This is a genomic window from Hymenobacter sp. YC55 (genome assembly GCF_029433095.1).
Classification (GTDB): Bacteria; Bacteroidota; Bacteroidia; order Cytophagales; family Hymenobacteraceae; genus Hymenobacter.
Genome location: NZ_JARNTX010000005.1, coordinates 296,158 through 308,544 on the forward strand (window position 1 = coordinate 296,158; position 12,387 = coordinate 308,544).

Sequence of the window (12,387 nt, forward strand, 5' to 3'; positions counted from 1 at the left end):
TATAGAAAAAAGAGCCCGCAGGTCTCCTTAAATCTAGTGTTCAGCTAGCTGTACAATGCCAGGAAATAGTTGTCCCCTAAACGAAGAGTATTAGAAACCGAGTTCTTACCTTCGGGGCTCACGTATAGATAGAACTGGTTATGTTTGGGAGGGCTCATTCCAGAAAGCGCCGCCGGCCTGTATATCAAGAGTTACGCACGAGTGATAAAATTGGCTGGGCTCTTTTAGTCCTGGTCTTTCTGTTTTTGACCTGCGCCGTATGGCGTTACGGCTGGTAGCGGCGCACAAAAGGCCGCTCAACACTACTTAAAGCTTCGTGCTTTTTGTAAGAGGTTAGTGTAGCTTTCGGAGGCACAAGTCGCTGAAAGCAGCACAGCACTCATTCTCTAAACTCACCGAGTAGCCACCGAGCTCGGGTAGCAAGTGGATAAAGGGCCGGGTACCGTGGGTTGTGCATTGCACATCCTGAAGCTTCTTCTTGATCTGAGCCACGTAATACGCCTCCGCTTTTTTATCAGGCTTAAGCAGACCTGTGTCGATACCTATAGTCCGCTTGACAGTAACCCGGAGCATAACGAATAGAAAGTGTAAGTGCTGCTAAACTAGCACTATTACTTCGCACTCCCTATCATACTGCTGCGATTCCTGTGCTACAGCATAACTATTCTTAGTTGCATCCCATTGCTGTCAACATTGCCTGGAAGCTTGATCATGGGTAATCAGTTCACTGCACCTGCCGTATCAACAGACTCGTAGTAAACTCCGCTGTTGTAATCGGAGCCACTTGGGGTATTGGTCGAGCTATCGTTGCTGCTTTTATAGTAAACAGCTCATGCACAGTAGCACAACATTCTCGACGTGAATCTAACGGCTTCATCCAACACTGTGCTTGATGGCTACAAGTATCCAAGGCCACTAACTTACAGCAATTTATCGGGTGTGATAGGCAAGTCGCGGATACGCTTGCCGGTGGCGTGGTATACCGCATTAGCCACGGCGGCAGCCGCGCCGGTCATAGCTATTTCGCCTGCTCCGTGCGCTCCTAAGGCCATGTGTGGGTCGGGAATGTCAAGGGCATAGGCCTCGATGTGAGGGAGACCAGCCGCCGCGGGCACGTGGTACTCGCTTAGGCTGGCATTGGGAATGCGGCCGTCGCGCTGGTCCCAGGCGGTATTTTCCCACAGCGCCATGCCAATGCCCATGGTAATGGAGCCAAGAAACTGAGAGTTAGCCGTTTTGGTGTTGAGGATGCGGCCGCAGTCGTACACGCCCACCCAGCGCGTAACCTGTACCTCCCCTGTATCCTGGTGCACACGCACCGCGCAGAAATGCGCCCCAAACGATTGGAACGAGTAAGCAGCTTGCGTCAGCTTGTCGTACCAGCCAGAAGGAGTCTGGCCACTAACCTCCAAACTGTTACGGCCGAGGCGAGTCAGCAGGGTAACGTACGATTCGCCCTTGGTCGGCTCAGCTTTCAAGAACAAGCCCCCATCACGAGCGTCCACTTTGGCTGAGGTGGCATAGCATAGGGGCGACGCGTGGTCTTTGCGCGCAAGCTTGAGTAGTTGCCGCTTCAGGGTAGCGCAGGCTTCCGCAAGGGCTGCTCCCACAGTTGCCGTGGTAGTAGAGCCGTAGCTGCCGCTGGCCTTGGGCAGGCGCGTATCGCCGTACTCGAAGCGAACTTGCTGTACAGATAAACCTAGCTGCTCGGCTACGTATTGCGTCATGATAGTAGACGTGCCGTTGCCCATTTCGTGGGTTCCGCACTGCACCACGACCGTGCCATCGGCTTGCAGCATAAGTTTAACTTCCGACTGGCGCTTGTTGGCCGGGTAATAGGCGCTAGCCGTACCCCACCCAACCAGCCACTCACCGTCGCGCATGGAACGTGGCTCGGGGTTGCGCTGCTGCCAACCAAACTTCTCGGCGCCCAGCTCGAAGCACTCTTTTAAATGGCGGCTGGAAAACGGGACTCGTTCAGTAGGGTCGGTGGCCGTATCGTTGCGGAGGCGCAGCTCGACAGGGTCCATGTGCAGCACGTAGGCTAGCTCGTCCATAGCGGCTTCCAGCGTGTTCATACCCAGCGCGTCGCCGGGGGCGCGCATAAAGGTGTTAGGGACCATGTCGAGGCGCACGAGTTGCTGCTGGATTAGCAGGTTGGGACAGGCGTAGAGGTGACGAGCCGGAAACGAGAAGTGCTCGGGAAACGTGTTTTTGGTGGAACTAGCCGTAATGCCGGTATGAATCAGGGCCGTTAGCTGGCCGGTTGCATCGGCGCCTAAGGCTACGCGTTGCTCGCTAGGTGTGCGGCCGCCCACCATGTAAAACATGTCTTTGCGTGGCAAGTCGATTTTCACCGGGCGCCCCACCACCTTAGCCGCCGCTGCCGTTAGGGCTACGTGTGGCCAAGCCCGGCCCTTGCTGCCAAAGGCGCCTCCCACAAAGGCAGAAATTACGCGGACGTTGCCTTTAGGCAGATGAAACATTTCGGCCAGCATTTTCTGCCCCCCGGTAATGTATTGGCTGGAATCGTACACCGTCAAATGGTCGCCTTCCCAATACGCCAGCGTGTTGTGCGCTTCGATGGGGTTGTGATTGTAAGGGGGCGTGGTGTAGATGCAATCTACTTTGTAGGGAGCCGCGGCCAGGGCCGCTTCGGCATCGCCTTTTTTCACTTCCGGCTTTTCGCCCATCACCTTTTTCGGCACGAACGCACGAGGCTTTTCTTCGTGCAACGACAAGCGGCCGGGTGCGCCGGGCTCGTAGCTGATTTGCAGCAGCGCTGCCGCTTCCTGTGCCTGATCGAGCGTTTCTGCTACCACCACGGCCACCGGCTGCCCATGCCAGAACACTTCGTCGGTGTTGAGGGCGACCAAAGTTGTGGGCGCCGCACTCGGCTCACTTTTGCTTGGATCGAACTCATCGGGTTGCTTCATGCGGGGCGCATTCTCGTGCGTGAGTATCGCCAGCACGCCCGGATACCGCGCCACTTCCTCTGTGTTTATGTGCGTGATACGGCCCCGCGCAATGGTGCTGCGTACTAGCACGCCGTGCGTTACGTGCGGTACCGGCATCTCGGCCGTATAGCGCGCCTGGCCAGTGACTTTGAGGTGCGCATCGACCCGGTCGAGTGGACGGCCTACTTCCCGGTTACCTATAGGGTTAGAAGTCATGCTTCGGTGTTGAAGGCGTTATGCTCAAAGCTAAGGGAGGCATGTAATGTCACTTCTAATCCACCAGCAAGAGCAGTTTTTCTCTACCGGTCGATTTACTGGAAAGTTGCCATTGACCAGCACTACCCTGCAAACTGCTACTGCGCTTGGGGACCTATTCTAGGTTGCCCGCACAGCATTCGTTTAGAAACCCTAGCTACCTCCATCGGCTGCTCTAGGTGGATACCAAAATGCCCCACCCATAGGGGTGAGGCATATGTAAGTAGAAGGTTGTCCTTGTTGTGTTGCTATAGGAATCTATTTCACTACCAAGCTGCCCCGCAGCATACCCATGCCGCATGTAAACTCGAACGTGCCGGCTTGCTGCGGCAGCAGCTCTACCAGCGTGGTTTTGAAGGCAGGCAGGTCGCGGCGGACGCTGAAGTCGGGCATCAGCAGTTCTTCAGAGCAGCTGTTTTCCTCGTCGCGGTAGAAGCTTAGCTGCACGGGTTTGCCACGCTCCACTTCAATTACGGCCGGCGAGTAGCCGCCCTTCACCGTAACGGCCACTTCCTGCACGCCACCCGAAGACGAAACCGCCGCCGCAGTCTGACGTGACGAAAAGAAAAAGTACCACACCACAAACACGGCCAGCGCCAAGCCCCCAACCGTCACCATGATTTCAGCGGTATCCATGAGAAAGAGCAATTAACGGTTAGTGAAAGCGCGTAGGCGCAACGAATTGGTAAGTACCGACACCGAGCTTAGCGCCATAGCGCCGGCCGCCAGCATGGGCGAGAGCAGCCAGCCAAGCACCGGATACAGCAGCCCGGCCGCAATAGGAATGCCCAAGATGTTGTAGATAAAGGCAAAGAACAGGTTCTGCCGGATAGTGCGGATGGTTTGGCGCGACAACTCAATAGCTGTCACCACTCCATTCAAGTCCGAGCGCATCAGCGTGATGCCCGCCGCTTCCATGGCCACATCGGTTCCCGAACCAACGGCCAACCCGATATCGGCTTGGGCCAGCGCGGGCGCGTCGTTTATACCGTCGCCGACCATGGCTACTATTCGGCCTTCCATTTGCAGCTCTTTCACCTTGCCGGCTTTATCGCCGGGCAGCACTTCCGCGAAGTAGCGCTTAATGCCGACTTGGCTGGCTACTTGGGCTGCCGTCTGCGGGTTGTCGCCGGTCATCATCACTACTTCTATACCTAGTGCTTGCAGCTTTCGGATGGCCGCGGCCGACGTTTCGCGCACGGAATCGGCCACGCCAATCAGGGCTACGGCTTCGCCGGCTACGGCCGCGTACAGCACCGTTTTGGCTTGATCAAGCAGTTGTTCGGCTTGGGTGACGAGTTCCGGTGAAAGCGCCACGCCTTCGTCGGCCAGCAGGCGGCGGTTGCCAATAAGTACCGCTTGCCCGGCTACCGTAGCAGCGGCTCCCTTGCCTTCCACCGCCCGAAAACCCGTAGCCGATACTTTCGCCGCATGTTGCGCGTCGGCGTAGCGCACCACGGCTTCGGCCAACGGGTGCTCCGACTGCCGCTCTACGGCGGCTATGAGGTGCAACAGGTGCTTGGCATCTTGGCCAGGCGCTACGAAATCAGTCACGGCGGGCTGGCCGTTGGTGATGGTGCCGGTTTTGTCGAGCAGTACAGTGTTTACCTGGTAGGCCTTTTCCAGCGCCTCGGCATTGCGAATCAACACCCCGTGCTCGGCTCCCTTGCCCGTGCTAACCATGATGGCCGTGGGCGTGGCCAAGCCTAAAGCACAGGGGCAGGCAATGATGAGCACCGCCACAAAGTTGACCAATGCCAGCGGTAAGCGAGTTGCCACCGTGGCCAAATCAAACCACAGCACAAAGGTCAGGATGGCAACGACTACCACCGTCGGCACGAAGATGGCACTGACTTTGTCGGCCAGGCGCTGGATGGGGGCACGGCTGCCTTGGGCATCTTCCACCAGCTTCACAATTCGCGAGAGCATGGTATCGGCGCCGACCTTGGTGACGCGGAAGCGGAACGAACCGGTCTTGTTGAGCGTGGCACCAAACACGGCGTCGCCCACCTTTTTTTCTACGGGTAGGCTCTCACCAGTGAGCATGGCTTCGTCGAGCGAGGAATGGCCTTCCAGGATTACCCCGTCGGTAGCTACTTTCTCGCCGGGACGCACCACCACGGTGTCGCCGAGCTGCACTTGCTCGATGGGCACATCCAGCTCCTGGCCGTTGGGGCGCACCACGCGCGCCGTTTTGACTTGCAAGCCCAACAGCGCTTTCATGGCAGCGGAGGTCTGCGTTTTGGCGCGCATTTCCATCACCTTACCAAGCAAAATTAGGGCAATGATGGTGGCGGTGGTGTCGTAATACACCTCGGGCATAATGCCGCGGCTTGTAAAGAAACCCGGAACTACTGTCGCGGCCAGGCTGTACAGAAACGCCGCGCCCGTGCCCACGGCCACCAGTGTATCCATGTTGGCGGCCCGGTGCTTGAAGCCGTTCCAGGCCGATACATAGAATTCGCGGCCGCTGTAGAGCAACACCGGCAGCGTCAGCACAAGCAGCGTGTAGTTCAGCCACTGCATGTTCACGCGCTGCATCAGGGCAGGCCAAAGCATGAGCATACTCAGCGGCATGATGACAATGGCTAAGCCCAAGGCCACCCAAAAGCGGCGCTTTAGCTTCTGGTAGGCTACCGCCTTTTGCCGGTCGATTTCTGCGTTGCGCTCGGCAGCGCTGGTATCCGGGACCCGCTCGATAACGCCGTAACCAGCCTTCACCACGGCTTCTTTGAGGGTGGTAGGGGAGGCTTGGTCGGGCAGGTAGTGAACGGTAGCCTTTTCGGTCGCAAAATTCACCATGGCATTTTGCACGCCGGGTGTGCGGCTCAAGGACTTCTCCACGAAGGAAGCGCACGAGGCGCAGGTCATTCCTTCGATATCAAGCGTGGTGGTTTCAAGTTCGGGAGACATAACAAATCAGCTAGATGGAGGCGTAGGGCCGCTTCAAACAAGCACGTGCTACACCAAGTAACCCTGCAAAGGAACTGCTCACAGCTACTCTGCGCGGTATGTAATCTTGAACAATAGTTACACAATTTGTAGTGCCCCTAGCCCCGCCAAAACGTTTATATAATTGCGCTTTGCTTATGCATAATTCTGCTCAGCAGGGGGCGGATAAAGCAGATCGGTAAGGCCTGAAAACAGCTTCTAGCACTACTCAATTGTTGTTTTGAAGACAAGTAGTTCCAGGCTAGAAACTTGATGCGTTGTTCCGGGGTTAAGAGGCAGTGAAGCACTTTTATCGAAAGTGCTCTACTTTCGCAGTAGAATTTGCCTGTCATGTTTCGTAACCTGTTCCTATTCCGACGCTTGCTGGCGACGACCTTCTTGGTCGTCTTCGTCAACGTGTTTGTGGGGCAGTGCTGGTGTGCCGCCATGACTCCAGCCGCTACAGGCAAGGCATTGCTGGCTGACTGCCACATGAAGCCGGCCAAGCCGATGCCTGCCGGTTGCAAAATGCACGGTGGGGCTAAGGCTGGCCATGTGAAAGGCAAGACACACAATTCGCATAACTCTTCGGGCAAGCACGACTGCTGCAAGGACAGGTCTGTTTCATTGCTGAAGTCGCTGACTACGCCGGCCGAAAAGCATGTAGCTGTGCCAGTGCCTGCTTTATTGCCAGCGGCAGTGGAATTTCAGTTTCGTCCTATGGCTGGCCCTTGGGACCGGACGGCCAGCGTCTTGTTGGTGCCCCCGCGGCAGTTAAAACCCAAAATCCCCGACATCCGCATCTTCATTCAGTCCCTGACTGTCTGATTGCTTCGACGCGCCAAGGCTCGCGCCGGCATGGCTTTGCTATGTCCGGGGCGGGCCTTGGCTTTTATGCGTCCTCCTGGATGATCAGCCTCACTCCAGGCTCTGGTTTGCTTCAAGCATGAAGCCCTAGGGAGAGTGACTAACACCAAACTCTAGTGGCTTCATCTACCGTGTCTGTTGTCATGCGCGGTTCATCGAAGCATATCCTCCTAGAGTTACCCGCCTCTTCTGAAGAAGAGCTATAGGCCAATGGCTGCTATTTCTTTCTGGTTCAAGGCCAAGCCCTTTCCCTGAGGCTTCACGCCTCAAGTGAACCAGAACTAGGGGTGAGGATAGGCCCCCCGTTTCCCAATTTTTTCAAATCCTGTTTTATGAACCGCATTTTCGTTCATGCGCTGGCTGTTGCCAGCCTGTTTGCTGCTAGCTGCTCGTCCGATACTTCCAGCAGCCCCACCAACACTGTAACCGACGCCACCGAGGCTGGTGCCGCTGCCTCCGCGGAGCATGCGGGCGCCCATACCTATGCATGCCCCATGCACCCCGAAGTGACTAGCACTAAGCCGGGGGAAAAGTGCCCGAAGTGCGGCATGGACCTAGTACACAACGACGCGGTTTCCAACGGTAAGTCGTATCAGATGAAGTACGAGGCCACCCCCACGCAGCCGGTGGCGGGCCAGCCCGTTACGCTGGCTTTCACGCCGCAAGAAGTAGGTAACGAGAAAGCGCCGGTGCCGCTGGCCGTGGTGCACGAAAAGAAAATCCACCTCATCATCGTCAGCAAGGACCTCGCGCAGTTTCACCACGAGCACCCGGAGTTCTCCGCTGATGGCAATTACAAAGTGCCCTTCACCTTCAGCAAAGGCGGCGACTACGTGCTGTTCCAGGACTACACCCCCGATGGTAGCAGCCACCAGCTTGGCCGCCAGCCCATCACGGTGCAGGGCCCCAAATACACGCCCGTAAAGTTCACCAAAGACCAGATGCAGTGGCAGAAGGACGGCTACCAAGCCACTCTGTCGTTTGATAAAGCGCTGAAAGTAGGCCAGCTGCTCGGCATGAAGATCAACATAACCAAAGGCGGCCAGCCGGTTACCGACCTCGACAACTACCTCGGCGCCCTCGGCCACGTGGTGGTCATCAGCGAAGACACCGATAAGTACCTGCACGTGCACCCCAACGACCAAGCCGACAAAGGCCCCAACATCGGCTTCAACACCAACTTCGAGGCGCCCGGCCTGTACCGCGTGTTCCTGCAGTTCAACCACGCCGGTCAGATTCACACCGCCGACTTCACCATCCACGTCACTGCCTAGCGCCTTCGTCCTCACTTGCAACCTGAACTCGCACATATGAAACTCTCTGCTTTTTCCTTTGCCGCTCTTGCTGGTGCCCTGCTGCTCGGCAGCTGCAACAGCAACCAACCTGCTGAAACAGGTGCCACGGCGGCTACCGGAGCCACAACGACGGACACCGCTGCCAGCCACGGCGACATGGCAGGTATGGACCACTCCAGCATGAACCACGGGGCCAGCGCTACGGGCATGATGGCTCTGATGCACTCGATGATGGAGCAAATGAATGCCGAGAAGCCTGCTGGCAACATCGACCATGACTTCGCCCACATGATGATGGCCCACCATCAAGGGGCCGTGGATATGTCGGCGCTGGAACTTAAGGAAGGCAAGGACCCCACCTTGCGAGCTATGGCCGAGAAAATCAGTGCCGACCAGAAAAAGGAAATCCGTGACCTCGAAGCCATTGCCACCCGCCTCGACGGCGCGCCCACCAACTATAAGCCCGCTGACCCTACTGATCCATTCACCAGCGCCATGAAAAGCTCGATGGATGTCATGATGAAAGACATGGGTACGAGCAGCGGCAACGTCGACCAGGACTACGCCATGCTGATGGTGCCTCACCACCAGAGCGCCGTGGATATGGCCAAGGCGGAGCTGGCGCACGGCCGCGATACCAAGCTGAAGGAAATGGCGCAACAGATGATAACCGCGCAGCAAAAGGAAATCCAGCAGTTCAAGGACTGGCAGGCCAAAAACGCCAGCAAGCCCAAGGCCGAAGCAGCAGTATACGAGTGTCCCATGGGCGACGGTGGCCAAAGTAACGCCCCTGGCCAGTGTCCGAAGTGCGGCATGAACCTAGAGAAAAAGGCGTAAGTGCCATGCATTTACTTTCATAGCCATTGTGAGGCTTGATGCGCTCCTAGCTTACTCTCTACCTGATGGGCCATTATGAAGCGTGCTGCCAATGCATGACAATTCCTGAACACGCTCTTGCTGATAAAGAGCTACTTACTATTAGTCAACTGTGAGTTTTCATCGAAAACAAAACTGGTTAAGCCGTCTGGTACCCCTTCTCTTATGGAAAGGGGAACAGCTTTGGAGGGGTCCCGTGAGGTTCACGGTTCTGCTATTGCTCTTGGCTAGTCCAGCGCTGGCGCAGCGGGTGCCCGTGCATCTAGACAGCGCCGAGCAGCAGGCGTTGCGGTTGCATCCGCGGCTGCGCCAGTCAACGCAGGAAATCGAGGAGCAGCGGGCGTTGAAGCGAGGTAGCTTTGCCCCGGCCAATCCCGATTTCTTGTGGTCGGCGCCTACGGGCGAGCGGTGGGCGCCCGGCGTGGTGCAAACCATCGATTTGCCGAATGTGTACCGCAACCAGGCGCGGGCCGCGCAGGCGGGCATTGTGCTGGCTGAGCGGGGGCTGGACGTAAATCGGGCTACCGTCCGCCGCGACGTACGCTTGGCTTACCTCGCGCTGCAATTTGCCGAAGCTCAAGTACGGCAGCTCACCTACCAAGACAGTTTGTTTCAGGCATTGCAGCAAGCCACCAACCGTCTGTACGCGGCCGGCGAGGTCACGGCCTTGCAGCGGGTGAGTACCGAAGCGGAAGCCCGGCAAGTGCGTAATCAGCTCGAACAAGCCACAGTGGATCAGCGCTCGGCGCAACGGCGGCTTGGCTTACTACTTGGCCAGCCCAACGCCGACCTGGCGGTGGATACCGACCTGCGGCAAACCGGCCCCGAACTGGCCCGCACCGGAGCCGAGCTATTGGGAACTCTCTCCAACCAGGATAGTGCTGCAGTGGCGCTAAGCCCTACGTTAGCCTACTACAGCCAAAACGTGACGCTCAGCCAGTCCGGCATCAGTCTGGTGCGCGCCCGCCGGACGCCAGCTCTGACGGTGGGATACCAAAACCAGGCGTTTGAAAATTCGCCCTTCAAGTACCGCCTACAGTTTGGTGTGTCATTGCCAATCTGGTTTTGGACGTACCGCTCGCAATTGCAGGCCGCCACGGCCCGTAGCAAGGCGGCGCAGGCACAACTGCAAGTGCAGCGCCTTGAACTCGGCACTCAATACCAGCAGGCCCTGGCCGATACGCGCAAGTTTGCTTCCTCGCTCAGCTACTACGAGCAAACCGGCCTGCCTCAATCTAGCGCCATCATCAGCCAGTCGCAGCGCCTGTTTCGGGCTGGCGAAATCAGCTATTTGGTGCTGATTCAGAGCCTGAACCAAGCGTTTACCATCCAGAATACCTACCTGACCACCATTCGGGACTACCGTCAGGCCATTGTTGAACTTAACTACCTGCGCGGACAATAATGAAGAATCTGCTTTTGCTGCTGCTCGCGTTGCTGCTGGCTACTGGCGCACGCGCCCACGGCGGCGAAGACCACGGCGACGCCCAACCAAACGCCGGCCCGGTGGCTACCACATTTTCCGTAGCGGCACTGTCCGAAAAGTTCGAACTGCTGTTGCGCTACGAGCCCCTGGAAAAAGGTCAGGACGCCGATATGCGCCTGTTCGTGTCGGATTATGCTACCAACGCGCCTATTAAAGGCGCGAAAATAACTGTAACCTGCCCAGAAGCTACCGATCTGAAGTTTGCGGTTACGGAAAAGTCGGCGGGCTCCTATTTGGTGGAAGGCGCTTTTCCAGCTAATCAGAAATACAGCTTGGCCGTGCAAATCGTGGCCGGCGACCAAGCCGACTTGATGCTGCTTTCCGGCCTGGAAGTGGGCAAAAAGCTGCCCGCGGCGGCGCCCCTAGCGGCAACTCCTTCTCTGTTCTCGTCCTGGAAAAACGTGTTGCTGCTGCTTGGGGCCTTCGCCCTCGGCATTGTTTTGACGGCGTTGTTTCTGCGTCGGCGGCGCGTTGAGGCGCCCGTGTCCACCACTTCACCTGTTGTGTATGAAAACCAAGCATAAGCTACTTGCCGCTATGGGTGCCCTGGCCTTGGGTATGGTCGTGCTACTGCCCCCACCCGCGCCCCTGTGGGCCCACGATGGTGAAGACCACGGCGCTACCGCCCAACCAAACGCCGGTGCCGCTATGACCGATGCCGTGCTGTTGCCAAAGGAAAGCCAGTTTTTGTTTGGTGTACGGACGGCCTTGGCCAACTACTCCACTACCTACAACCGCCTGACCTTGTACGGTACGGTATCGGCCGCCAACGGGGGAGAAGGCCGGGTGGTAGTGCCCCAAACCGGGCGCATCGTGCGCTTGGACGCGCGGGTAGGCCAGGCGGTGCGTGCCAGCCAGGTGCTAGCCGTTGTTGATCAAACACTGGATGCCACGCAGCAAATCGGGTTGGCTACGGAGCGGGCCAATGCGCAAGCCGAGCTGCGGGCCGCTCAACAAGACTACGCCCGCCTGCAAACCATAGCCGATATTGCCGCCCGCAAAGACGTAGTGGCGGCCGAATTGCGCCTGCGCCAGGCTCGGCAGAACGCCACTATTCTTAACGGGCAGGCCCGCACCCGCCGCGTGAGCATTACGTCCCCCATCAGCGGCACTGTAGATGTGTTTACCCTCGCTGTGGGTCAGCAAGTCAACCAGGGCGACGAGCTATTTCGGGTGCTAAACCCCGGCAAGTTGCGCGTGGAAGCGCAGGTATTTGCCCAAGACCTGGAAAAGCTTCCGGCCAACGCCCAGTTCATGGTTGAAGGCCTGCAAGGCCAACAAGGCAGCGCCCCAGCGCGGCTGGTAGTATTTAGCAACACGGTTAACCCCGTCAACCAAGCGCGCCAACTGATTCTGGAACTCGATAACGCCGGCAGCAACCTGTTCCGGGCCGGGCAGGCCGTCAACGTGCAGGTAATGGGCGCTGGCAGTAGCGGCAAAAAAGAGCTGGTAGTGCCCACCTCGGCCCTCACCGACCTCAACGGCAAGCCCGTGGTGTTTGTGCACAGCGCGCCTGAAACTTTCAAAATTCGCTACGTGCAACCGGGCTCAGCCAATGGCCAGCAAACCGTGCTGCTCGCCGGCGAAGTCAACGAAAACGACCGGGTGGTGAGCGTGGGTACTTACCAATTGAAGTCCATCTACCTAAATCAGTAATGGCTGAGTTGTATGTCGCTACGCGTGACGCGACACTTGGCTTCACCAATCTTCGGTTCGCGCC

General features: G+C 57.6%; 10 protein-coding genes. 6 read left to right on the forward strand and 4 right to left on the reverse strand.

The genetic code is table 11. The features are described from left to right. Positions 1 to 333: 333 nt before the first annotated feature. The 4 genes from P1X16_RS25855 to P1X16_RS25870 form a co-directional block, all read right to left on the reverse strand. Positions 334 to 573, reverse strand: coding sequence for a hypothetical protein (locus P1X16_RS25855; RefSeq protein WP_277235186.1), 240 nt, complete (start codon positions 571 to 573; stop codon positions 334 to 336). A gap of 347 nt (positions 574 to 920) precedes the next feature. Further along, positions 921 to 3,173 carry a xanthine dehydrogenase family protein molybdopterin-binding subunit gene (locus P1X16_RS25860; RefSeq protein ID WP_277235188.1) on the reverse strand — a complete coding sequence of 751 codons (2,253 nt, stop codon included), beginning with the start codon at positions 3,171 to 3,173 and terminating at the stop codon, positions 921 to 923. 297 nt (positions 3,174 to 3,470) lie between these two features. Then, a complete protein-coding gene (locus P1X16_RS25865) occupies positions 3,471 to 3,848 on the reverse strand; it encodes a cupredoxin domain-containing protein (protein WP_277235190.1) in 378 nt (125 codons plus the stop codon). A gap of 12 nt (positions 3,849 to 3,860) precedes the next feature. Continuing rightward, the gene (locus tag P1X16_RS25870; protein ID WP_277235192.1) at positions 3,861 to 6,125 is read right to left on the reverse strand and encodes a heavy metal translocating P-type ATPase; all 2,265 of its coding nucleotides are present in this window, start codon (positions 6,123 to 6,125) and stop codon (positions 3,861 to 3,863) included. 369 nt (positions 6,126 to 6,494) lie between these two features. Here P1X16_RS25870 and P1X16_RS25875 point away from each other — a divergent pair, with 369 nt between their 5' ends. The 6 genes from P1X16_RS25875 (at position 6,495) to P1X16_RS25900 (ending at position 12,323) form a co-directional block, all read left to right on the forward strand. After that, positions 6,495 to 6,971, forward strand: coding sequence for a hypothetical protein (locus P1X16_RS25875; protein ID WP_277235194.1), 477 nt, complete (start codon positions 6,495 to 6,497; stop codon positions 6,969 to 6,971). Between the two features lie 371 nt (positions 6,972 to 7,342). After that, positions 7,343 to 8,284 carry a heavy metal-binding domain-containing protein gene (locus tag P1X16_RS25880; RefSeq protein WP_277235196.1) on the forward strand — a complete coding sequence of 314 codons (942 nt, stop codon included), beginning with the start codon at positions 7,343 to 7,345 and terminating at the stop codon, positions 8,282 to 8,284. A 36-nt stretch (positions 8,285 to 8,320) separates the two neighbouring features. Continuing rightward, entirely contained in the window at positions 8,321 to 9,142 is an 822-nt protein-coding gene (locus P1X16_RS25885; RefSeq protein ID WP_277235198.1) for a DUF305 domain-containing protein, read from the forward strand. 262 nt (positions 9,143 to 9,404) lie between these two features. After that, positions 9,405 to 10,586 (forward strand): TolC family protein, encoded by a 1,182-nt coding sequence (locus P1X16_RS25890; RefSeq protein WP_277235200.1) that lies wholly within the window; start codon positions 9,405 to 9,407, stop codon positions 10,584 to 10,586. Further along, positions 10,586 to 11,191, forward strand: coding sequence for a hypothetical protein (locus tag P1X16_RS25895; protein ID WP_277235202.1), 606 nt, complete (start codon positions 10,586 to 10,588; stop codon positions 11,189 to 11,191). The genes P1X16_RS25890 and P1X16_RS25895 overlap by 1 nt, the downstream gene beginning before the upstream one ends. Then, entirely contained in the window at positions 11,175 to 12,323 is a 1,149-nt protein-coding gene (locus tag P1X16_RS25900; protein WP_277235204.1) for an efflux RND transporter periplasmic adaptor subunit, read from the forward strand. The genes P1X16_RS25895 and P1X16_RS25900 overlap by 17 nt, the downstream gene beginning before the upstream one ends. The last annotated feature ends 64 nt before the right edge of the window (positions 12,324 to 12,387 follow it).

What these genes read in the sequence shown, in the direction of transcription:
- P1X16_RS25895 (WP_277235202.1), top strand. Translation starts at nt 10,586, where the DNA reads ATGAAGAATCTGCTTTTGCTGCTGCTCGCGTTGCTGCTGGCTACTGGC.
- P1X16_RS25875 (WP_277235194.1), top strand. Translation starts at nt 6,495, where the DNA reads ATGTTTCGTAACCTGTTCCTATTCCGACGCTTGCTGGCGACGACCTTC.
- P1X16_RS25860 (WP_277235188.1), bottom strand. Translation starts at nt 3,173, where the DNA reads ATGACTTCTAACCCTATAGGTAACCGGGAAGTAGGCCGTCCACTCGAC.
- P1X16_RS25885 (WP_277235198.1), top strand. Translation starts at nt 8,321, where the DNA reads ATGAAACTCTCTGCTTTTTCCTTTGCCGCTCTTGCTGGTGCCCTGCTG.
- P1X16_RS25865 (WP_277235190.1), bottom strand. Translation starts at nt 3,848, where the DNA reads ATGGATACCGCTGAAATCATGGTGACGGTTGGGGGCTTGGCGCTGGCC.
- P1X16_RS25900 (WP_277235204.1), top strand. Translation starts at nt 11,175, where the DNA reads ATGAAAACCAAGCATAAGCTACTTGCCGCTATGGGTGCCCTGGCCTTG.
- P1X16_RS25870 (WP_277235192.1), bottom strand. Translation starts at nt 6,125, where the DNA reads ATGTCTCCCGAACTTGAAACCACCACGCTTGATATCGAAGGAATGACC.
- P1X16_RS25880 (WP_277235196.1), top strand. Translation starts at nt 7,343, where the DNA reads ATGAACCGCATTTTCGTTCATGCGCTGGCTGTTGCCAGCCTGTTTGCT.
- P1X16_RS25855 (WP_277235186.1), bottom strand. Translation starts at nt 573, where the DNA reads ATGCTCCGGGTTACTGTCAAGCGGACTATAGGTATCGACACAGGTCTG.